Source organism: Kitasatospora sp. NPDC029367 (assembly GCF_055569135.1).
Genome location: NZ_JBVHYH010000013.1, coordinates 38,020 through 61,414, shown reverse-complemented (window position 1 = coordinate 61,414; position 23,395 = coordinate 38,020). Strand labels below are relative to the sequence as shown.

General features: G+C 74.7%; 14 protein-coding genes. 10 read left to right on the top strand and 4 right to left on the bottom strand.

Going from position 1 to position 23,395, the window contains the following annotated elements; all coding sequences use genetic code 11:
• Positions 1 to 184: 184 nt before the first annotated feature.
• Positions 185 to 418, bottom strand: a complete 234-nt coding sequence (locus ACZ4W5_RS10035) for a DUF6059 family protein (protein ID WP_465653813.1) — start codon at positions 416 to 418, stop codon at positions 185 to 187.
• 268 nt (positions 419 to 686) lie between these two features.
• Here ACZ4W5_RS10035 and ACZ4W5_RS10030 point away from each other — a divergent pair, with 268 nt between their 5' ends.
• The 3 genes from ACZ4W5_RS10030 (at position 687) to ssuE (ending at position 3,468) form a co-directional block, all read left to right on the top strand.
• Positions 687 to 2,591, top strand: a complete 1,905-nt coding sequence (locus tag ACZ4W5_RS10030; protein ID WP_465653812.1) for an HAD-IIIC family phosphatase — start codon at positions 687 to 689, stop codon at positions 2,589 to 2,591.
• A complete protein-coding gene (locus ACZ4W5_RS10025) occupies positions 2,588 to 2,821 on the top strand; it encodes a phosphopantetheine-binding protein (RefSeq protein ID WP_380402165.1) in 234 nt (77 codons plus the stop codon). The genes ACZ4W5_RS10030 and ACZ4W5_RS10025 overlap by 4 nt, the downstream gene beginning before the upstream one ends.
• Before the next feature lie 107 nt (positions 2,822 to 2,928).
• Positions 2,929 to 3,468, top strand: coding sequence for an NADPH-dependent FMN reductase (ssuE, locus tag ACZ4W5_RS10020; protein WP_465653811.1), 540 nt, complete (start codon positions 2,929 to 2,931; stop codon positions 3,466 to 3,468).
• Between the two features lie 57 nt (positions 3,469 to 3,525).
• On the opposite strand, the gene ACZ4W5_RS10015 is transcribed toward ssuE, so the two are convergent.
• On the bottom strand, positions 3,526 to 4,617 hold the full coding sequence (locus ACZ4W5_RS10015; protein ID WP_465653810.1) for a helix-turn-helix transcriptional regulator: 1,092 nt from the start codon (positions 4,615 to 4,617) through the stop codon (positions 3,526 to 3,528).
• 453 nt (positions 4,618 to 5,070) lie between these two features.
• Between ACZ4W5_RS10015 and ACZ4W5_RS10010 the strand changes: the two genes are divergently transcribed.
• The 4 genes from ACZ4W5_RS10010 to ACZ4W5_RS09995 are packed head-to-tail and all read left to right on the top strand — an operon-like array spanning position 5,071 to position 9,529.
• Positions 5,071 to 6,204: a hypothetical protein gene (locus tag ACZ4W5_RS10010; RefSeq protein WP_465653809.1), complete on the top strand. Its 1,134-nt coding sequence runs from the start codon at positions 5,071 to 5,073 to the stop codon at positions 6,202 to 6,204.
• A gap of 6 nt (positions 6,205 to 6,210) precedes the next feature.
• On the top strand, positions 6,211 to 7,011 hold the full coding sequence (locus ACZ4W5_RS10005) for a class I SAM-dependent methyltransferase (protein WP_465653808.1): 801 nt from the start codon (positions 6,211 to 6,213) through the stop codon (positions 7,009 to 7,011).
• Positions 7,008 to 8,243, top strand: coding sequence for a cytochrome P450 (locus tag ACZ4W5_RS10000; protein WP_465653807.1), 1,236 nt, complete (start codon positions 7,008 to 7,010; stop codon positions 8,241 to 8,243). The genes ACZ4W5_RS10005 and ACZ4W5_RS10000 overlap by 4 nt, the downstream gene beginning before the upstream one ends.
• Entirely contained in the window at positions 8,240 to 9,529 is a 1,290-nt protein-coding gene (locus tag ACZ4W5_RS09995; protein ID WP_465653806.1) for an MFS transporter, read from the top strand. The genes ACZ4W5_RS10000 and ACZ4W5_RS09995 overlap by 4 nt, the downstream gene beginning before the upstream one ends.
• 53 nt (positions 9,530 to 9,582) lie before the next feature.
• On the opposite strand, the gene ACZ4W5_RS09990 is transcribed toward ACZ4W5_RS09995, so the two are convergent.
• A complete protein-coding gene (locus ACZ4W5_RS09990; protein WP_465653805.1) occupies positions 9,583 to 11,379 on the bottom strand; it encodes an acyl-CoA dehydrogenase in 1,797 nt (598 codons plus the stop codon).
• 162 nt (positions 11,380 to 11,541) lie between these two features.
• Positions 11,542 to 12,888, bottom strand: coding sequence for an MFS transporter (locus ACZ4W5_RS09985; RefSeq protein ID WP_465653804.1), 1,347 nt, complete (start codon positions 12,886 to 12,888; stop codon positions 11,542 to 11,544).
• A 772-nt stretch (positions 12,889 to 13,660) separates the two neighbouring features.
• Here ACZ4W5_RS09985 and ACZ4W5_RS09980 point away from each other — a divergent pair.
• Genes ACZ4W5_RS09980 through ACZ4W5_RS09970 form a run of 3 tightly spaced genes read left to right on the top strand, consistent with a single transcriptional unit; the run spans position 13,661 to position 23,394 of the window.
• Positions 13,661 to 19,708, top strand: a complete 6,048-nt coding sequence (locus ACZ4W5_RS09980; protein WP_465653803.1) for an acyltransferase domain-containing protein — start codon at positions 13,661 to 13,663, stop codon at positions 19,706 to 19,708.
• Positions 19,705 to 21,561: a non-ribosomal peptide synthetase gene (locus ACZ4W5_RS09975; protein ID WP_465653802.1), complete on the top strand. Its 1,857-nt coding sequence runs from the start codon at positions 19,705 to 19,707 to the stop codon at positions 21,559 to 21,561. The genes ACZ4W5_RS09980 and ACZ4W5_RS09975 overlap by 4 nt, the downstream gene beginning before the upstream one ends.
• A 36-nt stretch (positions 21,562 to 21,597) precedes the next feature.
• A complete protein-coding gene (locus tag ACZ4W5_RS09970) occupies positions 21,598 to 23,394 on the top strand; it encodes a beta-ketoacyl synthase N-terminal-like domain-containing protein (protein WP_465653801.1) in 1,797 nt (598 codons plus the stop codon).
• The last annotated feature ends 1 nt before the right edge of the window (position 23,395 follow it).

Below are 23,395 nucleotides of genomic sequence, written 5' to 3'. Positions count from 1 at the left end.
CAGGGGCGGTGGACGTCAGGGCGTCGGGCCAGGCGCCGGGCCGGGGCAGCGGGGAGACGGGGGCGCCGGCCGGATGTCGCGGCGGCAGCGCCGTGGCTGCCGGGGTGCGCCGGCACCGGCCGGCCCCGGCGGTCATGCTCGGCCGGGCGGCTAAACCACCCCTGAACGTCGGCACGCCGCCCGCTCAGCCCGGCCGGGTCAGGCCCGCCCACAGCTCCCGCTCGACTGGCGTGGGCGGCACCCCGACCAGCAGCCGCTCGGGGTGCCCGGCCGGCGGGCCGACCGGCGACGACGGAAACAACGGCGACGGCGACGACGACCACCGCGACGACGGTGAACCGGGCTGCGGCGGCAGGCCGGCCCACGCCGAGCCGTCGCAGCCCGGCAGCGGCGCCCAGCCGACGGCGAACCACCTCATCGGCAGCAGGATCCGGCGCAGGGCCCAGTCGGCGGCCCTGTACCGGCGCGCCGACCGGGGATGCAGTACGTCCAACCCGGTACCTCCCGGGGTCTCGGGGTCGAGGGAGCCACCCACTCTCCGGGTGCCGCGAAAACGGGCCCTGAACCGGCCCTGAACCGGCCCGCGCCCGGCCGGGATTCAGGCCCGGTTCAGTCCGCCCGGCCACGATGGCCCGGCACCGCTCCACGGCCCCACGCCCCGGAGCAGACCGATCGGAGAGCCCCCGATGGAAACGACCGCCGACCCGGCCCACGCCCTGCTCGACCTCCGCCGTCAGGGCCGCCTCGCCGCCGAGTACCCCGGCGTCCGGGCCCTGCTCGCGGAGGCCGACCCGGCCCGGACGGCGCACGCGGGCCGGATCCTGGCCGGGCTGGACCCGACGGAGGTGCTGGCCGCCCACCCGGGCACCCCCGTGCTCACCGTCGCCGTCCTCGGGCACGGCACCGTGGCCCCGCTGATCGCCCCGCTGACCGGTGAACTCGCCCGGCACGGACTGCTGTTGCGCCCGTACCGGGGCGACTTCGACAGCTGGGTGTTCGAGCTGTCCGACCCCGGCAGCGCGCTCTACGCCGCCGATCCGGACCTGACGCTCTGCCTGCTCGACCCGGCCGTGGTCTTCGACGAGGTCCCGCTGCCCTGGCGGCCGGAGGACGCGGCCCGGGTGCTGGACGGCAAGGTCGAGCTGATCACCGCGCTGGCGGCCCGCTTCGCGGCCTCGGCACGCGGCGTCCTGGTCCTCAACACCGTTCCGCTCCCGAGGCGTTGGACCCACCAGCTGGTCGACCACCAGTCCCGGGCCCGACTCGGCGCACTCTGGCGGGAGGCCAACGCCCGGCTGCTGCGGCTGGGCGAGGAGAACCCCTCGGTGGTGGTCCTCGACCTCGACCCGCTGCTCGCCGAGGGCGTCCCGGTCACCGACGCCCGACTCGACGTCTACGCGAAGGCCCACCTCTCCGAGCCGCTGCTCGCCGCCTACGCCCGTGAGGCCGGGCACCTGGCCCGCCACCTGGCCGGGCTGACCCGCAAGGTGCTCGTCCTGGACCTGGACCAGACGGTGTGGGGCGGCATCCTCGGGGACGACGGCCCGGAGGGCGTCGAGGCGGGCGGGACGCCGCGCGGCGAGGCGTTCCGCGGGTTCCAGCGGGTGGTCAAACAGCTCGGCTCCCAGGGCGTGCTGCTCGCCGCCGTCAGCAAGAACGACCGCGAGCCGGTCCTGACGGTCCTGCGGGAGCACCCCGAGATGACGCTGCGCGAGGCGGACTTCGTCCGGGTGACGGCCGACTGGCGCCCCAAGCCGGCCGGGATCACGGACCTCGCCGAGGCGCTCAACCTGGGCACCTCCGGCTTCGTCTTCGTCGACGACTCGCCCTACGAACGCGGCCTGGTCAGACGGGAGTTGCCCGAGGTCGCGGTGGTGGCGCTGGACGAGGAACCGGCGCTGCACGTCGAACGGCTGCTGTCCGACGGCTGGTTCGACGTCCGCCGGCTGACCGGCGAGGACCGCAAGCGCGCCGAGCTCTACCGGGGCGAGGTCGCCCGCAGCGACTTCCTCCAGGGCTTCGACTCGCTCACCGACTACCTCAACGAGCTGGGCGTCGAGGTCAGACTGCGCCCGCTGGCCGCCGAGGAACTCCCCCGGGTCTCCCAACTCACCCTGCGGACCAACCAGTTCAACCTGACCACCCGCCGCCTCCAGCCCGCCGAGGTGGCCGCCTTCGCGGCCGCCGAGGGCTCCGGGGTGCTCACCGTGCGCTCCGCCGACCGCTTCGGCGACAACGGCCTGGTCGGCGCGGTCTTCCTGGCCCGCGAGGGCGAGGAGCTGCGGATCGACAACTTCCTGCTGAGCTGCCGGGTGTTCTCCCGCGGCATCGAGCAGGCGGTGCTCTCCGCTGTCCTCGGCCTGGCCGCCGACACCGGCCTGCGCGCGGTCACCGGCCGCTACCGGCCCGGCCCGCGCAACGGCACGGTCAAGGACCTGCTGCCCCGGTACGGCTTCGTCCCCGCCGAGGGCTCGGCCGGGCCGGACGGCGGCCTCGCCTTCCGCCACGACCTCGACACCGAACTGCCCCCGCCCGGCCACCTGCGGCTCGACGCCGAGCTGACCGGCCTCCTGGAAGGACACCCCGTATGACCGCCCCCGACGGCCTCGCCGAACTGATCACCGTGGCCGCCACCGAACTGGGCCTGCCGCTCGGGCCAGAGGACGCCGAGGTCGACTTCGACGACCTCCCCGGCTGGGACTCGCTCCACCTGCTGAGCCTGCTCACCGCCCTGGAACGCCTCAGCGGCCGCCGGCTGTCGCTGCCCGACCTGCTGGACGCCCGCACCCTCGCCGAGATCCACCGGATCGCCACCGTCTGACACTGGCCCGCAGGCCGTACGACGACCGACCCGCGCACCGTACGACGACCCACCCGCACGCCGCCTCACGACCCACCCGCCCACCGCACCACCCGATCGAGGTTCCCATGGCCCGCATCCTCACCCTCTCCGGCAGCCCGTCCCCCGTCTCCCGCACCACCCGCCTGCTCGGGGCGGCCGCCCAGCGCCTCGAAGCCCGCGGCCACCACGTCACCCCGCTGGAGGTGCGCCGACTGCCCGCGGAGGTGCTCACCGGCGCGGACGTCTCCCACCCCGCCGTCGTCGAGGTCGCCGAGCTGCTGCGGCAGTCCGACGGCGTCGTGGTGGGCACGCCCGTCTACAAGGCCGCCTACTCGGGCCTGCTCAAGTGCCTGCTGGACCTGCTGCCGCAGTACGCCCTCGCGGGCCGGACGGTGCTGCCGCTGGCCACCGGCGGCTCCCCGGCCCACGTCCTGGCGGTGGACTACGCCCTACGGCCGGTGCTCACCAGCATGGGCGCCGCGCACGTCACCCAGGGCTGGTTCGTCCTCGACCGCGACATCCTGACCGCGCCGGACGGCAGCACCGAGCTCTCCCCCGCCGCCGCCACCGCCCTGGACGAGGTGGTCGGCCGGTTCGCCGACGCCCTGCCGACCCCCGTGGGCTGACCCGCCACCGCCTGCTCACCGCCTCCCCCGTCGGCGTGTTCCGGTGAGCGGCACCGGTCAGCAGGCCGCCTCCTGGGGCGCCCCCTCGCCCGGGGCCGTCGAGCGGCGGATCAGTCCCGCTTCGATCGCCTTGACCCCGGCCTGGAAGCGGCTGGAGACCTCCAGTTCGTCCATCATCTCGGCGATGTGGCGGCGGCAGGTCCGGACCGAGATGCTCAGCCGGCGGGAGATCAGGTCGTCCTTGGCGCCCGCGGCGAGCATCCGCAGGATCGCGCGCTTGATCTCCTCGCCCGCGATGCCGCAGCGGGGCGCGCCGGGGCCGTCGGGGCTGCCTGGGCCGTCGGGCTCGAAGGGCAGGGCGGCGGACCAGGCCTGTTCGAGGGAGCGGTAGAGGAAGTCGACGGTGGAGGGCTCGCGCAGGACGACCGCGCCGTCGGGCCCGGAGCAGCTGGGGATGAACGCCGTCTCGCGGTCGAGGACGAGGATGCGGTCGGCGATCTCCTCGCAGGTGCGGATCCGGCCGCCGGCCCGGGTGAGCCGTTCGAGCAGCTCGCGCCGGCGGGCGCTGGTCCTGACCGGATGCTGGAAGAGCAGGCGCAGGCGGACGCCGCGGGCCAGCAGCGCGAGTTGCTCGGGCAGCGCACCCTCGAGGTCCTGCTCGGAGATGACGCCGGGGTGGGCGCCGAAGACCTCGACCGAGCAGCGGCGGAAGGCCTCGCCCAGCAGCGAGCGGACCCGGCCCGCGCCGTCGATGACGTCGACCGCCTCCCGGCGGTTGCGCCGCTGACGGCTCTCGAAGTAGAGCGACTTGAGCGACAGCACCTGGGATTCGAGGTCCGACGCCAACTGCTCCAGGCCGGCGATCTCCTGCTTGATGGGGGTAACCAGCTGGGCGGCCGCCGAGTCGGGACTGGCCGGGGTCAGTGCGCCGGGGTCGTCGGGGGCCGGGGTGAGCAGCCTCAACTCCCTGAGGACGGCCAGCCCGAGCTCGACCTCGGCGGGGGTGGCGCGCAACTCCTCGAGCAGCTCGGGCTGGTCCGCCTCGGAGATCCGGCCGCGCTCCAGGGCCGAGCCGTAGATCGATACGGCGATCGGGCTCAGCTGCACGGAACTGGTCTTCGCGGAGCTGGTGTCGTCCAGGTACGTCATATCCTTTTGGGAGATTTCCACCACAATCCACACGCCTCACCGTCGATCAACAGCGACGCTCCACCGGACACCCTAGCCCGCCCTGTCGTCATGAGCATGGAAAATCGGCCGGCCGTTTCCGGACCGGCCCGGACGGAAACGGAATGCCGGCACCGGAATTGATGATTCTGTGGTCCCGCGAGCGGCAATTCCACACAGGCCGTACCGGAATTCGCCCCACCCGCGGACACCCCGTACGGACCCCCGCCGACACCCGCGGTCCGCGCGGTCCGTGCGGGCAAGCCTGCCGTGCAGGTTCCTGCCGCACCCCCTCGATGGACGCGGCGGCGCGGCGGGGCCGAAGCTTGACCGGAGCCGTACCCGTGGCGCCCCGTCCGGTGCCGCGGGGCGCAGGAGCGTCGGAGGCGGGGGCCGATCGCACGCCGCCCCCTCATGAAGGACGCCCCGCACCGCATGCCCGACAAGCAGCAGCCGATGCCCGTCACCGTGCTGCCCGGCCTCGCCGTCCTCGGCCCCGGCGGCGCCCGGCCGGGCGAGCGGCACGAGGAGCTGGTCAGACGGGTCGCGCTGTGGCACCGCGCCGACGGAGCGCCGGGCCCGGCGGCCCGGCCCGGCAGCGGCCCGGGCACCACCGGGGCCGCTGCCGGGGCCGCGCTGCGCGAGACCCTCAGGGAGCTGCTCGCCCGCTCCCCGCAGGACGGCGCCGCTGTCGTGCACCGGGCGAGCGGCTCGGTCAGCCGGGTCACCCTGGCGGGCCCGGGCCGCCCGCGGTGGAGCGGGATCCGCGCGCTCGGCGACCGGCTGACGGACGCCCGGGCCGACCCCGAGGAGCTGCTGCGCAGCACGGCCCCGCTGCTCGAACCGTGGAGCGGCCTGCTCGTCACGACCCGCCGGCTGCTGGACCGCCGGGGCCCGCTCGACCGGCGCCCGCACCTCCACCACGTCCTGGACGGCCTGCGGTCGCTGGCCCCCGCGCCCTACCCCGGCCGCGGGCCCGCCCCGCCCGGCCCCAGCGTGGGCGCGGCGGGGCCGAGCGAGCGCCACTGGCTGCTCGACGGCGCCCTCGCCCTGCTCTCCCGACGGGCGGCCGTCCGGCGGGTGGTCGAGGCGGGGGTACCGGGGAGCGGACGGGGCGTGGTGGTCCACCGGATCCCCGGCCTGCCCGGGGGATGGCGGATCGTCCGCCTCCTCGACCGGGCGTCCGGGGCGCCGCCGACGGCGGCCTGGGGCGCCGACGCCTGCGGGGCGCTGCGCCATGCGAGGGCCGCGGCGGCGACCCGGGCGGGCCGGTCTGGCTCGCTTAGCGGCCCGTCCTCGAACTCCCGCCCGCGGCGCGGCGGAATCGACGGAAGTAGCTGCCATGCAGTTTGCTGCCGCATTCGCGGCGTTGTCGGACGGTTCGGCGCGATGGATAGTTTCTGCGTCGTCAGCGGAAAGGGGGCTCGACATGAGCTACGACCACTGAAACCCGGAAACCCGTTGAATGCACGACCACAGGAAAAGCGCGGGTGTTGGCCGACGGCTGATGAGCCGACGGCCAACACCTTTTTCCGGCCTGCGCACCGCCCCGATTCCAGAAGGAACTGATCCAGAGTGGAAGAGCCCACCGGCGGCGACGCGCTCGCCGCGCCGGATCCGTACGACGTCATGGCCTACTACTACGACCTCTTCGCCCGGGCCGACGCCGCCGGCCACCAGACCTCGCCGAACGCTGACGCGTTCGCCGGGCCGGCCCGCGCCGGTGACGTGGTGCTCGACTTCGGCTCCGGCACCGGCACCCTGGCCCTGCGGCTGGCCGAACTCGGCTGCACCGTGCACTGCTTCGAGCCCTCGCGCGGGATGCGCGCGGTCCACCTCGCCAAGCTGTCCGCCCGGCCCGAGCTCGCCGCGCGGACGGTGCTGCTCCCGGCCGGGGCGACCGGCCTGCCCACCGGTGTGGACTACGCGCTGTGCGCCGGGGTGCTGCAGTGCCTCGACGGCCCGGACCGGCGCAAGCTGTTCGCGGACCTGGCGGGCGCCGTCCGGCCGGGCGGGCTGCTCGCCCTCGACATGCTCACCGACGGCCGGCCGAGCACCTGGGAGCTGCGGACGGCAGCGGAGGCCACGGTGGCCGGGGTGGAGTACCGGCTGCGCACCTCCTCGGAGGCCCTCAGCGACTCCACCATGCGGCGCCGGGCCGAGTACACGGCGAGCCTGGACGGCCGGATCGTCCACCAGGAGACCGTCTCCCGGGTGCTGTTCACGGTGCCGCGGCCCGCCGTCCACCGGGAGCTCGCCGAGGCGGGCTTCGCGCTCCTCGACCCGCCGCCCGGCGTGCCGGAGGACTTCGCGCTGGCCCGGCGCTCGGGCGGCCCGGGCGCCGTCGACCGTCCGCCGACGGGGGCGGCCCGGTGACCGGGGAGCCCGACGGGGAACTCTTCGCCCCGCTCAGCCCCGCCATGCTGGCCGACCCGCGCCCGGTCTACGCCCGGCTGCGCGCCGAGGACCCGGTCCACTGGCACGAGCAGCTCGGCGTGTGGGTGCTCACCCGGCACGAGGACTGCCTCCGGGTGGTCAAGGACACCGGGACCTTCGGCTCCGACCTGCGCAAGTCCGGCCGGGACGTCCCCTGGCAGCGGCTCAGCATGCAGACCCTCGACCCGCCCGAGCACACCGAGCTGCGCAAGCCGGTGCTGGCCGCCCTGCGCACGGTCGACCTGGAGCGCTGGACCGAGCAGGTCCGGCGCACGGCCGAGGAGTTGGTCGCCGGGCTCGGCAACCGACCGACGGACGTGATCACCGAACTCGCCGAGCCGCTGTCGCTGTCCGCCACCTGCCTGCTGTTCGGCGCCCCGCCGCCGGTCCAGGACGCCGAGTTCCGCGCGGCCTCCCGCGCGCTGGTCCTCAGCATGGACGGGGGTCTCGCACCGGAGCGGATCGAACCGGGCCTGGCCGCCCGCGTGCTGCTCAACGACCTCGTCGACGGCTGGTTCCGGGCCGAGTACACCGACGGCATGATGGCCGGGCTCACCGCCGCCCGGCGCGAGGTGCCCGCCCAACACCTGGTCAACACGGCGCGGGCGCTGTTCCACGCGGGCTACACCTCCACCACCAGCCTGATCGGGAACGCCCTGCTCGGGCTGGACCGGCACGGCGCGCTCAGCGGAGCGAACCTGCGCAGTACCGACTCCGCCACCGTCAACGAGCTGCTCCGGCTGGACGGTCCGGTGCAGGCGAGCGGCCGGGCCGTCAACACCGACGTGGACCTGGGCGGCCGACGGCTGCGCCGCGGCGAGGTGGTGCTGGCGGTGTTCGGCGCGGCCGACCACGACCCGGCCGTCTTTCCCGAGCCCGGCCGGGCCGACTTCGGGCGCGACCCCAATCCGCACCTGGGGTTCGGCCGGGGCGTGCACGCCTGCCTGGGCAACCACCTGGCCGTCCGGATCGTGCAGGCGCTGTTCCACGCGCTCGGCGACCGGTACGAGGAGCTGCGGATCGTCGGGGAGCCGGTGCGGCGGCCCAGCGCGACCCTGCGCGGCCTCCAGCAGCTGCTGGTAACGGGCGCCGACCGGGCTCCGGCGGGCGAACGGGAGCCTGCGGGCGAGCGGGAGCCTGCGGGCGGTCGGAGGCCGGGGGCGCGGCCGTGACCCGTGCCGTAGGCGCGCCCCCGCCGGCACCGGCCGCCGAGCGGGTCGGCTACCGGCAGCTGCTCGCGGTGGCCCCGTACCGGGTGCTGCTGTGCGGCTACGGGCTGGGCACGGTGGCCGAGAGCCTGCGCGCGGTCGCCCTCTCCGTGCTGGTGCTGACGGCCACCGGCTCCACCGTCCTCGGTGCGCTCGCCTACGGGATCTCCTTCATCCCCCAGGTGATCGGGTCCGGACTGTTCGGCAACGTCGCGGACCGGGTGCAGCCGGCCCGGCTGATCGGCCTCGGCTACCTGCTGGAGGGCGCCACCGCCGTCGTCCTGGTGCTGGTCGCGCTGCCCTACTGGGCCGTGCTCGCCCTGGTCGCGGCGGTGGCCGCCACCACGCCGGTGAGCCAGGGCGCCACCGGCCGGGCGGTGGCCGAGGTGCTGCCGGGCGCCGCGTACGTCCCCGGCCGCTCGCTGCTCAACGTGGTGTCCTCCGGCGCCCAGTTGCTGGGGCTGGGCTGCGGCGGCCTGGCGGTCGCGGCCCTGGGCGCGCGCCGCGCGCTGCTGGTCACCGCGCTCGCACACCTGGCGGCCGGGCTGTGGGTGGCGGCCCGGCTCGGCCCGCTGCCGCTCCCGGCGCCCCGCCCGGCGGGCGGCCGACGGTCCGGCGTGGGCGGCAGGCGCTCGACCGTGGGCGGCAGTTGGGCGGAGAACGGACGGCTGCTCGCGGACCGGCGGGTCCGGCTGCTGCTGCTGGTGCGCTGGCTGCCGCCGGCCTTCGCCACCGGGGCGGAGAGCCTGGTCCTGCCGTACGTGCGGGACCGGGGGCTGTCGACCGGCACCGGCGGGGTGCTGCTCGCCTGCCTGCCGGTCGGCATGCTGGTGGGCAACACCGTGCTGGGACGGTTCGTCCGCACCGGCACGGTGGAGCGTTCGGTGCTGCCGCTGCTCGCCGTGCTCGGCGCACCGCTGCTGGCCTTCGCGGTCCCCGGCCTCCCGGTGGCGCTCGGCGGGGTGCTGCTGGTCGCGGTGGGCGTGGGGTTCTGCTACTCCCTGGGCCTGCAACGGCCGTTCCTGGCGGCGGTTCCGGAGCGCTCCCGGGGGCAGGCCTTCGGGCTGCAGTCGACCGGGCTGATGACCGCCCAGGGCCTCAGCCCGGTCGCGGCCGGGCTGATCGCCGAGACGATGACGACCGGTCGCTCCGTCGCCGTCATGGGAGTCCTGGTGCTGGCCACCGCCGGGCTGTTCGCCCGGCGGCTGCCCGCCCTCGTCACGGCGCCCCCGGAGGGCGCCATCCCCTGACCGCCCCCGCGCGGCTCGGCCCCGGCCCCACCGGTCCGGGGGCCGGAGCACCCTCAGAACGCGTCGTCCGGGATCTCGACGGCAGTGCGGTCCAGACTCTCCAGCAGCCGGAACTGGGCCTCGGTCTTCGGGAGTTCGTACCGGAAGAAGTACCGGCAGGCATGCCGCTTCCCCTCGTGCACCGGCTCGCCGCCCCCGTCGGCGGCGAGCAGCTGCTCCAGCCACAGCCAGGCCACGACGGTGTGGCCGACCGCCTCCAGGTAGACGGTGGCATTGGCCAGCGCCGTCTCCGGCTCCCCGGCCGCCCACAGCCGCCGGGTGACCGAGACGATGCGCCGGACGGCCTCGTCGAGCTGCCCCGCGTACTCGGCCGCCTCGCCGCCGACGCGCCCGGCCCGGGCGGTGGTCGCCGAGACCGTCTCGGCGAGCAGCCGCAGGCCCGCGCCGCCGTCCATGACGACCTTGCGGCCGAGCAGGTCGAGGCCGTGGATCCCGTGGGTGCCCTCGTGGATGGGGTTGAGCCGGTTGTCCCGGTAGAACTGCTCGACGTCGTACTCGCGGGTGTAGCCGTAGCCGCCGTGCACCTGGATGGCCAGGCTGTTGGCCTCCAGGCACCACTGGGAGGGCCAGCTCTTGGCGATCGGGGTGAGGACGTCCAGCAGCAGGTGGGCGCGGGCGCGGTCCTCCGGGGAGGCGGCGGTGCGCTCCTCGTCGAGCAGTCGCCCGCAGTACAGCACCAGGGCCAACGCGCCCTCCGCGTAGGACTTCTGGGCGAGCAGCATCCGGCGCACGTCGGCGTGGGCGATGATCGGCACCTGGGGCGCGTCCGGGTCCTTGGCCCCGACCGGACGGCCCTGGGGGCGGGTGCGGGCGTAGTCGAGGGCGTGCAGGTAGCCGGTGTAGCCGAGGGCGGTGGCGCCGAGGCCGACGCCGATCCGGGCCTCGTTCATCATGTGGAACATGTACGCGAGGCCGCGGTGCGGCTCGCCGACCAGGTGACCGACGGCGCCGGGCTCGCCGCCCGGCCGGTGCACGCCCTCGCCGAAGTTGAGCAGGGTGTTGGTCGTCCCCCGGAAGCCCATCTTGTGGTTCAGCCCGGCCAGCACGACGTCGTTGCGCTCGCCGAGCGCGCCGTCGGCGCCGACCAGCACCTTGGGCACGATGAACAGCGAGAGGCCCTTCACCCCGGGCGGCCCGCCGGGGATCCTGGCCAGCACCAGGTGGACGATGTTCTCGGACAGCTCGTGGTCACCGCCGGAGATCCACATCTTGTTGCCGAACAGCCGGTAGCTGCCGTCGGCGCGCGGCTCCGCCCGGGTGCGCAGGTCGGCGAGCGAGGAGCCGGCCTGCGGCTCCGACAGGCACATGGTGCCGTAGAACCGCCCCTCGACCATGGGCCGGACGTAGGTGTCGATCTGGTCCCGGCTGCCGTGCGCCAGCAGCAGGTTGGCGTTGCCCACGGTGAGGAACGGGTAGCCGGAGGTCCCCGGGTTGGCGGCCTGGAACCAGGCGAAGCAGGCGCTGGCCACCACGGAGGGCAGTTGGGCGCCGCCGACCTCGTGGTCCATGGCGCTGCCGAGCAGGCCGGTGTCCGCGAAGACGGCCAGCGCCTCCCGGACCTCCGGGATGATGTGCACCCGCTCGCCGTCGAAGCGCGGCTCCTCGGCGTCGTTCCGCTTGTTGTGCGGCGCGAAGTGCCGGGTGGCGACCTGCTCGCTGAGGTCCAGCGCGGCGTCGAAGGTCTCCCGCGAGTGGTCGGCGTACCGGGGCCGCGCCGTGAGCGAGGGGACGTCCAGCCACTCGTACAGCAGGAAGTCGAGGTCGCGGCGGGAGAGCAGCAGGGACGGCACGGGTGGCGCCTTTCGCGGGTGACTAAGCGCTTGCTTGGCTTGGTCAGCAGCATGCTGCACCGGGCCGAAGGCGTCAACCGGCACACGTCGGCCGTCCCGGCCCGCGGACCGGGACGGTGGGCGGGACGGGACGGTGGGCCGGGACGGCGGGCGCGGGGTCCGTCAGGTGCGGCGCCCCGCGGCGATGACCGCGGCGCCGAGCAGGCAGGCCGCGGCGGCGGTGACGTAGGCGAGGTGGTAGCCGTCGAGCTGGTCCGTCCTGGTCCCGGCGACCAGGACCATCAGCGCCACCCCGACGCTCGCGCCGATCTGCTGGGTCACCACGTTGACCGCCCCGGCAACGCCCTGCTGTTCGGCCGGGACGCCGGCCAGCCCGGCGGTGGTCATCGAGGGGAAGTTCAGCCCCTGGCCGATGCCGCTGAGCACCAGGCCGGGCAGCACGTGCACCAGGTAGGAGCCGTCGTGCGGGGTGACCAGCCACAGCCCGGTGCCGACGCCGATCAGGACCAGCCCGACGGACATCAGGGTGCGCGGGGTGAACCGGGCCAGCAGTCGGCCGGTGGCGAAGTTGGCGGTGAGGAACACCGCGGCGGACATCGGCACCAGCGCCAGGCCGGACTCGAACGGGGAGTAGTCCAGCATCCCCTGGAGGTACAGCGGCGCGAAGAACAGCATCCCGACCGAGCCCGTGTACTGGAGGAACGCCGCCAGGCTCGCCGCCCGGACGGAGCCGAGCCGGAACAGGCCGAGCGGGAGGACCGGGTCGGCGGTGCGGTGCTCCCGCACCACGAACAGCACCAGGCAGAGCGCGGCGGCGGCCAGCACCGTCCAGGCCGTGGCGCCGGAGCTGCTCACCCCGACCACCAGCAGGGTGAGACCGAGGGTCCCGGCGACCGCGCCCGGCAGGTCCAGCCGGCCGCGGTGCCCGGGGCCGTCCGGCAGGCCGATCCTGGTCACGGCCAGCACACCGGCCCCCAGCAGCACCGAGAACCACAGCACCGAACGCCAGCCGAGGAGTTGGGTCAGCACGCCACCCAGCATCACCCCGCCGCTGAAACTCGCGGCGCCGACCGCCGCGTAGACGCTGAACGCCCGGTTGCGGGCCGGACCGGCCGGGAACGCCTCGGAGAGCAGCGCCAGCGCGGCCGGACCCGAGAGCGCGGCGCCGATTCCCTGGACGGCACGCGCGCCCAGCAGCACCCCGATGTTCGGCGCCACCGCCCCGACCAGCGCGGAGGCGGTGAACACGGCGACGCCGACCTCGAACACCCGCCGCCGGCCGAGCACATCGGCCAGTCGGCCGCCGACCAGCAGGAACCCGGCGAAGGTGACGGCGTAGGCGGTCATCACCCACTGGAGGGTGGTGTCGGCGAGGTCGAAGCGGGAGCCGACCGAGGGCAGGGCGGCGTTGAGCACCCCGAGGCCGCTCACGTCCAGGGCGAGCGCCCCGGCCAGCACTCCGAGGGCCAGTCCCGGTCGAGCCAGCGGCTGCACCGCGACGTCGGTCATGCCCGGCCGCCGACGGGGTAGGCGGGGGCGACATGCCCGGCACGGTCGGCGGGGTCGGCGTGGCGCACGGCACCGGGCGGTGCAAGCACCTGGAGCCGTCCGGGGCGCCGAGGGGCTAAGGAGCGGTCGACACTGACTGACACTGCCTCAGGACTCGCAACTGGCATGGGGATCAGCTTGCCCGGGTCGATCGTCCGCTGTCCACCCCACGCAAGCCGCGCGGCGACCGGGACGCCGCCCAACTCCCTTGCCTCACATGAACATTCGCCGTATCGCGCGCGAACGAAAGCCCGCCCTAAAGCGGTTCAGCCGCCATTGATCGTTCGTCCGGGGACAGTCGACCGAGCAGGTCGAATCGGACACTTTGGCGATCGGATCCCGCCACTGCCCGGACCGGCTCGCAGACGACGCTTGTCTCACCAATCGCCAAGTGGCACTCTCATACCCGCTGGTCGGTAATTACCCGGTGATCCGCTGCACATCGATTCGCATAAATCGCACACTCGTTGCGCCAGACCCGATCGACCTTCCGATCGGCCCTTCCGATCGACCTCCGCATCCAGGGCGGACCGGGACACCAGCGCCGCGGAATCCCCGACGGCGAGAACTTCACAGTGGGCCGCTGTCGCGTGATCACCCGAGCCGATCCGAGCGATTCGAGCCGCTGATCCGCACGTCCGCACGCGGCTGAACCAGGCTGTCGCGAGCCGTCCTGAGTCCCGCCCTCACCCCTTCCCCCACCCCTTCCTTCCGCCCTGCCCAGGGAGTCGCCATGCCCCAAGAACGCACGGTGCCGGACCTGTCCGCCGTCACGGACTTCCTGCTCTCCCGCGTATCCGAACTGTTGGACGTGTCCGCGAACACCCTGGACCCCCGGGCCCCGCTGCACCGGTACGGGCTGGACTCCGCGCGGTCGGTGGCACTCGCCGCCGAACTGTCCGAATTCCTCGGGCGGGCCGTCCCCGCCACCTGGCTCTGGCAGTACCCGACCGTCGGCGAGCTGGCCCGGGCCCTGGTCGAGGGCCCGCGCGAGGCGCAGCCCGCCCGGGGCGCCGAGCGCGGCACCCGTACCCACGAGCCGGTCGCGGTCGTCGGCATCGGCTGCCGCTTCCCCGGCGGCCCGGACCCGTCCGCGTTCTGGCGGCTGCTGGTGGAGGGCGGTGACGCCGTCGGACCGGTCCCGGCCGCGCGCCGTGCGCTGATGAACGACGCGGTCCGCTGGGGCGGCTTCGTCGACGACATCGACCGGTTCGACCCGCTGTTCTTCGGCATCTCGCCGCGCGAGGCCGTCCAGATGGACCCGCAGCAACGGCTTGTCCTGGAACTGTGCTGGGAGGCGCTGGAGGACGCGGGCATCGCCCCGCACACCCTGCTGGGCAGCGACACCGGGGTGTTCATGGCCTCCTGTTGGGGCGACTACGCCGCCCTTGCGCACTACCGGGGGCCCGACGCCCAGATCACCCCGCACACGGCGACCGGCATGCACGACGGCATCATCGCCAACCGGGTCTCCTACGTCCTGGGGCTGCAGGGCCCGAGCATGGCCATCGACGCCGCCTGCGCGGGCTCCCTGGTCTCGGTGCACGTCGGCTGCCAGTCGATCCAGCTCGGCGAGAGCGACCTGGTGCTGGCCGGGGGCATCAACCTGAGCTTCGTCTCCGACTACTACACCGCGATGGACGCGATGGGCGCGCTGGCCCCGGACGGCCGCTGCAAGTCCTTCGACGCCCGGGCCGACGGCTACGTCCGCGGCGAGGGCGCCGGTGTCGTCGTGCTCGCGCCGCTCAGCGTGGCCCTGGAGCGCGACCTGCCGGTGTACTGCCTGATCAAGGGCAGCTCCTCCAACAACGACGGCCTGAGCAACGGGATGACGGCGCCGAACCCGCAGGCGCAGGAGAAGATGCTGCGTACCGCGTACCGGCGGGCCGGCATCGACCCGCACCTGGTGGACTACATCGAGTGCCACGGCTCGGCGACGCCGCTCGGCGACCCGATCGAGGCCAACGCGATCGGCGCCGTCCTGGGCGGTGACCGCAGCGAGCCGCTGCGGCTGGGCTCCGTGAAGTCCAACGTCGGCCACCTGGAGGCGGCCGCGGGCATCGTCGGGCTGGTCAAGCTGGCGCTGTCGATGCGCAACGGCGTGCTGCCGCCGAGCCTGCACTACAGCACGCCGAACCCGCAGATCCTCTTCGACGAGTACAAGCTGACCGTCCAGGACCGGCTGACGCCCTGGCCGCGGCGCTCCGACGCCCGCCGGGGCGGGGTCAGCTCCTTCGGCTTCGGCGGCGCGATCTGCCACGTCGCCGTGGAGGAACTGCCGCGCCCCGAGGGCTCCCTGCTGCTGCTGGCCGCCGACTCCCGGGAGGCGCTGGCCGAACGGGCCCGGGCCGTGCGCGACGCCACCGACCTGCGCGAACTGTGCCGCCGCGCACCCGGCGAGGGGGCGTTCCGGCTCGCGGCCGCCGCCCGTGACCTGGCCGAACTCCGCACCCAGCTGGACGCCTTCGGCGCCGGTGCGTCGGCGCCCGGGCTGAGCGTCGGCGAGCCGGCCGGGGGCCGCCCGCGGGTGGCGTTCCTGTTCTCCGGCAACGGCTCCCAGTGGGTCGGCATGGGCCGCCAACTGCTGGCCGGGATGCCCGTGTTCCGCCGCTCGATGATGCGCTCCGACCGGCGGATGCGGGAGCTGCTGGGCTTCTCGCTGGTCGAGCAGCTGCTCTCCCCGGACGGCCGCCTGGACGACATGGACGTCTTCCAGCCACTGCTGTTCTCCCTCCAGGTCGCGCTGGCCGAGACCTGGCGCGCGCTGGGTGTGGAGCCGGACGTCGTGGTCGGGCAGAGCGTCGGCGAGTTCGCGGCCGCCCATGTGGCCGGCGCGCTCGACTTCGAGGACGCCTCCCGGCTGGCCGCCCACCACGGGCGGCTGCTCCAGCAGTTGGCCGTCGGGCGGGGCGAGGGCATCGTGGTGATGACCGCCGCGGACGAGGTCGAGCCGTACCTGACCGGCGGGCTCACCCTGTCCGGCCGCAACGGCCTGCGCTCCACCCTGGTCACCGGCACCCCGCAGGAGATCGACGGCCTGGTCCGGCGGCTCACCGACGCGGGCGTCACCAACCACCGGGTGCGGATGGGCCACGCCCCGCACTCCCCGCTGGTCGACCACGTGCTGGCTCCGTTGAAGGTCGAACTCGACGGCATCCGCCCCCGGAGCACCCGGATCCCGATGATCTCCACGGTCACCGGCGAGGCCGTCGACGGCGCCGAACTCGGCCCGGACTACTGGGCGGAGAACCTGCGCCGGGAGATCCGGGTGGTCGACGCCCTGACCGGCCTGCGCGAGCACCACGTCGACGCGGTGATCGAGCTCAGCCCGCACCCGCTGCTGCTCAAGTCGGTGTCGGAGCTGCTCCCCGCCGCCACCCTGCCCTCGCTACGGCGCGGCGAGGACGAGGCCGTCACCCTGCTCGGCTCGCTCGGCGCGCTGTACGCCGCCGGACTGCCCGTCCCGGCGCACCCGTTCCTGGCCGGTGACCGGGGCCGGCACACCGCCCCCGGCCAGGCCGACCCCGCACCGGAGGGCCGACTGCACCTGGTGCCCGTCACGGCCCGGACGGCGGGCGCGCTGGCCGACACCTGCCGCGAACTGTCCAACCACGTCGAACGCGACCCGGGCCTGCGGGTCGCCGACCTCGCGTACACCCTCGCGGCCCGGCGCACCCACCACAACCACCGGGTCGCGCTGTTCGCCCGCAGCCGGCAGGACGTCCTGGACGGCCTCGCCCGGGTCGCGTCCGGCCGCCCCCACCCGGAGGTCGTCACCGGTACCGTCTCCGGGAACGTCGACCGCCGGGTGGCGCTGGTGTTCTCCGGCGGCGGCACCCAGTGGGTCGGCATGGGCCGTGAACTGCTGCGCTCCCACGCCGGGTTCCGCGCCTGGATGACCGCCTGCGACGCCGCCGTGCGCGCGGCCGGCGGCTGCTCGGTGCTGGAGCAGCTGGCCGCCCCGGCCGAGCAGGCCCGGTACGAGGAGATGGACGTCCAGCAGCCGGTGCTGTTCGCCCTCCAGGTGTCGCTGGCGAAGGTCTGGCTCGGGCTCGGCGTCGAGCCGACCGCCGTGGTCGGGCACAGCCTGGGCGAGGTCGCGGCCGCCTGCGTGGCCGGGGCGCTGTCGCTGGAGGACGCCGCCCGGGTCGTGGTCACCCGCTCGCACCTGCTGGAGCGCAAGGCGGCCGCGGGCGCGATGATCTCGGTCGACCTGCCGGAGGCGGAGCTGCTGCCCCGGCTCGCCCCGTACGCCGCGCACGCGGCCGTCGCGGTGGTCAACAGCCCCACCAGCGCGGCGGTCTCCGGCTCGCCCGAGGCCGTCGACGCCCTGGAGGCCGACCTGCGGCGGGAGGGGGTGTCGGTGCGCCGGATCCGGGTCGAACGGCCGGTGCACAGCCCCGGCATGGACCCGCTGCTCCAGCCGCTGCGCGAGGGCATCGAGGGCATCAGCGCGCTGCCGCCTGTCATCGACTTCCACTCCACCGCGCTGGCCGAGGCGGTCAACCCGCCCACCGACGTGGACTACTGGGTGCACAACCTGCGCAACCAGGTCCGCTTCGCCGAGACCATCGGGGCGCTGGTCGACCGGGGTGTCGGCACCTTCGTCGAGATCGGCCCGCACGAGACGCTGCGCGGCGCCGTCGAGGAGATCGCCCTCACCCGCGGGGCGCGGGTGCACGCGGTCAACTCGCTGCGGCGCGAGGAGAGCGACCTGCGCTGTCTGCTGGGCGCGGCCGCCTCGCTGTACGTCCGGGGCCTGCCGCTGACCTTCGACCCGCTGTTCGACGACGACGTCGAGCCGGTGGAGACCCCGCTGGTGCAGTGGCAGAAGGAGCGCTACTGGATCGACACCGAGCCGCAGCCCGCCCGCGCCTCCTCCCCGGCGGCTCCGCCGGTCGCCACCGCACCCGCGCCCGCGCCCTTGCCCGTGGCCGTCGTGCAGGCCGCGCCCGAGCCCGCGGCCCGGCCGGTGGCGGAGGTCGTCCTCGACGAACTCGCCGACGCGCTGGGCGTGCCGGTGAGCGGCCTCGACACCGGCGCGTGTCTGCGCGACTTCGGCCTCGACTCGATGCTGGGGATCCGGCTGGTCAACCGGATGCAGGCGCTGTTCGGGCACCGGGTGTCGCCGGTGGTGTTCCTGGACGGCCGCCCGATCTCCGAGGTGGTCGGCCACTTCGTCGGGCTCACCGACGGCGGTGCACCCGCGCCGGCCCCGGCCGCCCCCGTGACCACCCCAGCCCCCGTGACCGCCCCCGCCGCCGTACCGGCCCCCGTTCCGGCCCCCGCCGCCCCGGACCACGCCTTCCTCTACGAGCTCTCCGAACTGGACGCCGAGGAACTGCTGGACGAACTGGACGCCCGCGGCCTGCTGGACGCCACCGACGCACCGGCCCTGGAGCAGCTGCGCGCCGACGGCCTCGGCCTCGCCCTGGCGCCCGCCTCGCACGGCCAGTCCTCGCTCTGGTTCATGCAGATGGTCGCGCCGGACGCCGTGCCCTACAACTTCATGGTGACCGCCCGGATCCGCCGCGCGGTCGACGAGAAGGCCCTGGAGCGCGCCGTCCGGGCCGTGATGACCCGCCACCCGGCGCTGCGCACCCTCTTCGTCGAGGCGGGCGGGCGGCCGTACCAGGTCGTCCTGGACGAACCGGTGTACGAGTTCCTGGTGCTGGACGGCTCCGCGCTGGACGACGAGCAGGCCCGCGAGGAGCTGGCCCGGCAGGGGCACCGGCCGCTCGACCTCGACAACGGGCCGCTGGTGCGCGTCGTCCTGCTGAACCGGGGCCCGGCCGACCACTACCTGCTGGTGCTGGTCCACCACATCGCCTCGGACGCGGCCTCCGCCGATGTGATGATCCGCGAACTCCAGGCCTACTACGAGGGCGCCGACCCGGCCGCCGACGCACCGGCCGCCTCGTACACCGAGTTCGTCGAGTGGGAGCGGCAGTGGCTGGCCGGGCCGGCCGCCGGGGCGGCGCTGGACTGGTGGTCGGCGAAGCTGGCCGACCCGCCCGCCCACCTCGACCTGTCCGCCAAGGAGCGGCCGCCGGGCGTCACCTACGAGGGCCGCGACCTGGCGTTCCGCTGGAGCGCCGAGGAGAGCCGGCTGCTGCGGGAGTTCGCGCTGCGCGAGGGCGTGTCGATCAGCACCGTGGTGCTGGCCGGGTTCTTCGCCACGCTCAACCGCGCGGTCGGCACCGAGGACGCGGTGCTGGCCACCGCGATCGCCCAACGGGCCGAGCCCGGCTGGGAGTCCGCCGTCGGCTACTACCTCAACACCGTGCTGGTGCGGGCCAACCCGGCCGCCGACCGCAGCTTCCGCGAGTTGCTGCGCGAGGTGCACGACTTCTCGCTCGGCCTGCTGGAGCACATGAACTACCCCCTCGACCTGCTGGCCTCCCGGCTCCGGCCGCCGCGCGCCGAGGGCCGCTCCCCGTGGTTCGACGTGGTGGTCAACTGGCTGTCCTCGGACGCCTTCCCCCGCTCCGTCAAGCTCTTCCACGGCGTCGGCTCCACCCTCACCCCGGACGGCGCCCTGCCGCTCGAACCGCTCCAGGTCCGCCGGCACCTCGCCAAGTTCGACCTGGAGATCTCGATGGCCGACATCGACGGCGAAGTGGCCGGCCACGTCCAGTTCAAACCGAGCTACCTGGAAAGGCACACCGTGACCGCACTGCTCGCGCTGTACCGCACCGTGCTCTTCGACTCGATCGCCCGGCCCGACCTCGCCCTCGGCGCCGTCGCCCCGGCCGGCCTGCCCGAGGAGACGGACCGGTGACCGAGACCCTGCACTCCGCCTTCGTCGAACTGGCCGCCAAGAACCCCGACGCGATCGCCGTCTACGCCGAGGCCGGCGTCCTCAGCTACGGCGACCTCGACCGCCGCTCGGCCGAGTTGGCCGAACGGCTGACCGCCGCCGGGGCCGGCCCGGGCGTCCCGGTCGGGATCTGCGTCGAACGCACCCCCGAACTGCTGGTCGGCATCCTGGCCGCGCTGCGCAGCGGCGCCTGCTACCTGCCGCTGGACCCGAACTACCCCGCCGACCGGCTGGGCTTCATGGTGCAGGACAGCGGCACCCGGCTGCTGCTCACCACCCCCGCCTCCCGGGCGAGTTGCCCGCCCGGCCCGACCGTCCTGGTGCTGGACGGCACCGCCGTGCGCACCGAGCCGGGCGCGAAGCCCGTCCCGGTCGTGCCCGGGGACACCGCGTACGTCATCTACACCTCGGGCTCCACCGGCCGGCCCAAGGGCGTGGCGGTGCGGCACGGCGGCGCGGTGGCGATGCTCGCCGCGATGGACCGCGTGCTGGAGGGCTGCGACCTGAGCGGGGTCGCGGCGGCCAGCTCGGTCTGCTTCGACATGTCCGTGATGGAGATCTTCAACGCGCTGTGCCGGGGCGGCGCCGTGGTGCTGGTCGAGAGCGCCGTGCACCTGCCGGAGAGCCGCTACGCCGACCGGATCACCCACCTCAACGCCGTGCCGTCCGTGATGAACGGCCTGCTGGACGCCGGGGCGCTGCCGCCCAACCTGCGCACCGTGGTGTTCGGCGGCGAGGCGCTGCGCCGCAAGCTGGTCGACCGGACGTACCGGGAGACCGGCGCCACCCGGGTGTTCAACGCCTACGGCCCCACCGAGGGCACCGTGTTCTGCTCCTTCGGCCTCGTCCCCGAGGAGTCGGCCGAGGAGCCGACGATCGGCCCGCCGACCGAGGGCGCCCTGGTGTACGTGCTGGACGAGCAGCGGCGGCCGGTCCCGACCGGTACCCCCGGCGAGCTGTACCTCGGCGGCGCCGGGGTCGCGCACGGCTACGTCAACCGGCCGGAGATCACCGCCGAGCGCTTCCTGCCCGACCCGTTCCACCCGGGCGGGCGGATGTACCGCACCGGCGACCTGGTCGAGTTCACCGAGGGCGGCGAGCTGCGCTTCCTCGGCCGCACCGACCACCAGGTCAAGCTGCGCGGCTACCGGATCGAGCTGGAGGAGGTCGAGGCCCGGCTGACCGGCTGCCCCGAGGTCCGGGAGGCGGCCGCCGCCGTCCACGGCAACCGGCTGGTCGGCTACGTGGTGCCCACGGGCGACGGCCCCGCCCCGGACGGGCCCCGGCTGGACCCGGCGCTCCAGGGCGCCGTCACCGCCCGGCTGGCCGCCGAGCTGCCCGACTACCTGGTGCCCGCCACCCTGGTGGTGCTGCCCGCCCTGCCGCTCGGGCCGGGCGGCAAGCTGGACCGCGCCGCGCTCCCCGAGCCGCCGGCCGCCGGCACCGGCGGGCCGACGACCGCGCCGAGCACGCCCACCGAGATCGCCGTGTCCGAGATCTGGGGGCAGCTGCTCGACCTCGAACCCTCCGGCATCGACGTCCAGGCCGCCTTCTACGACCTCGGCGGCGACTCGCTGCTGCTGATCCGGCTGGCCCGGCTGATGACCCGTCGCTTCGACCGGCGGGTCCGGGTGCCCGACCTGTTCAGCTTCCGCGACATCGCCTCGCTCGCCCGCTGGCTCGACGAGGAGGAGGGCGCCACCCCCGAGGTGGTCCAGTCGGCCCGCCGCCGGGCCGGCGCCCGCCGCGCGGCCCTGCGCGGCCGCCCGGCCACCGACCGCCCGGCCACCGACCGCCCGGCAACCGACGGCTGAGCCACTCCCCCACCCGACACGAGGCAGGAGCCTTCCATGACCGACCGCCCCGAGCAGGACTACGACCCCGGCGACGTGGCCGTCATCGGCATGTCGTTACGGGCCCCCGGCGCCCGTACCAAGGAACAGTTCTGGGACAACCTCGTCCACGGCCGGGAGTCGATCTCCTTCCTGGCCAAGGACGACATCCACGTCGACGAGACCCTGATCCACAGCCCGTTCTACGTGCGCGCCTGCGGCGTGCTGGACACCTACGACAGGTTCGACCCCTCGGTGTTCGGCATCAGCGACCGGATGGCCGCCGCGATGACCCCGGAGAACCGGCTGTTCCTGGAGAGCGCCTGGGAGTCGCTGGAGGACGGCGGCTACGACCCGGACCGGCTGGACGCCGAGATCGGGATGTACGGCGCCAACAACCCGCAGACCGCCGCGCTCTACAGCTCCCCGCCGGACCGGGTGTCGGTCGGCCCGGAGGCGATCGAGGCCAGCCTGGCCTGGTCGCCGGACACCATGACCTCCAACGCCCTGTACTACCTGGGGCTCACCGGTGAGGCCGTCACCGTCGCCGCGGTCTGCGCGGGCTTCCACTACGCGGTGCACCTGGCCTGTCAGTCGCTGCTGCTCGGCCAGACCGACCTGGCGGTCGCGGGCGGCGCGATGGTGCGGCTGCCGCACCCGCGCGGCCACCTGTGGGAGGAGAACCGGATCCTGTCCCGGGACGGCCACTGCCGCCCCTTCGACGCCAACGGCACCGGCACCGCGCTGTCCAGCGGCGTGGTCACCGTGCTGCTCAAGCCGCTGGGGCACGCCGTCGCCGACCGCGACCACGTCTACGCCGTGGTCAAGGGCTCGGCCGTGAACAACAACGGGGTCAGCGCGATGGCCTACGGCCTGGCCCAGCCCGAGCGGCTGAGCGCCTGCATCGCGAGCGCCATGGAGGTCGGCGGCGTCGCCCCCGAGACGGTGGGCATGTACGAGGCCAACGGGCTCGGCCTGCCGATGACCGACGAGCTCGAAGTGCACGCGGCCACCATGGCGTTCGGCAAGCAGACCGCGACCACCTCGATCGGCGGGGTCAAGGGCAACGTGGGCCACGGTGGCGTGGTCTCCGGCGGCTTCGGCGCGGTCAAGGCCGCGCTGGCGCTGTACCACAAGCAGCTCCCGGCGACGATCAACCTGACCGAGGTCAACCCGGACCTCGACCTGCCCGGCACGCCGTTCGTGCCCCAGCTCGAAGGGGCGGACTGGGAGCCGGAGTCCGGCATCCGCCGGGCGGGCATCACCTCGATCGGCGGCGGCGGCTACAACGCCCACCTGCTGCTGGAGGAGCCGCCGGCCCCGGCCCGGCGCGAGCCCGAGGAGGCGGGCCGGCCCCGGCTGGCCACCCTGTCCGCCCTGGACGACGAGGCGCTGGCCCGTCAGCGCGCCCGACTCCGGGAACGGCTGGCGGCCGATCCGGGGCTGCGGCTGGACGACGTCTGCTACAGCCTCAACCTCGGCCGCAAGGTGCTGCCCCGCCGGTGGGCGGCCGTGGTGCGCAGCCGGGAGGAGCTGATCGCGGCGCTCGCCGGGGAGCCCACGGGCGGCGTCGTCACCTCGACGGCCACCGCTGCCGCCGCCGTCCCGGCGCCCGACCCCGACGCCTTCGCCCGCACCGACGACGGCATCGTGCCCTCCGGCCGGGACGCCGGGGCGCTGGCCGAGCTGGCCGCCGCCTGGGTGGGCGGCCGGCAGGTGGACTTCGCCGCCCTGCACCGCGGCGAGGCCAGCCACCGGGTGCCGCTGCCCACCTACCCGTTCCAGCCGCGCCGGTTCTGGCGCACGGACTGGTGAC

Coding starts and splice junctions, on each gene's coding strand:
- ACZ4W5_RS10035 (WP_465653813.1), bottom strand. CDS start 418: ATGAGGTGGTTCGCCGTCGGCTGGGCGCCGCTGCCGGGCTGCGACGGC.
- ACZ4W5_RS10030 (WP_465653812.1), top strand. CDS start 687: ATGGAAACGACCGCCGACCCGGCCCACGCCCTGCTCGACCTCCGCCGT.
- ACZ4W5_RS10025 (WP_380402165.1), top strand. CDS start 2,588: ATGACCGCCCCCGACGGCCTCGCCGAACTGATCACCGTGGCCGCCACC.
- ssuE (WP_465653811.1), top strand. CDS start 2,929: ATGGCCCGCATCCTCACCCTCTCCGGCAGCCCGTCCCCCGTCTCCCGC.
- ACZ4W5_RS10015 (WP_465653810.1), bottom strand. CDS start 4,617: ATGACGTACCTGGACGACACCAGCTCCGCGAAGACCAGTTCCGTGCAG.
- ACZ4W5_RS10010 (WP_465653809.1), top strand. CDS start 5,071: ATGCCCGACAAGCAGCAGCCGATGCCCGTCACCGTGCTGCCCGGCCTC.
- ACZ4W5_RS09985 (WP_465653804.1), bottom strand. CDS start 12,888: ATGACCGACGTCGCGGTGCAGCCGCTGGCTCGACCGGGACTGGCCCTC.
- ACZ4W5_RS09980 (WP_465653803.1), top strand. CDS start 13,661: ATGCCCCAAGAACGCACGGTGCCGGACCTGTCCGCCGTCACGGACTTC.
- ACZ4W5_RS09970 (WP_465653801.1), top strand. CDS start 21,598: ATGACCGACCGCCCCGAGCAGGACTACGACCCCGGCGACGTGGCCGTC.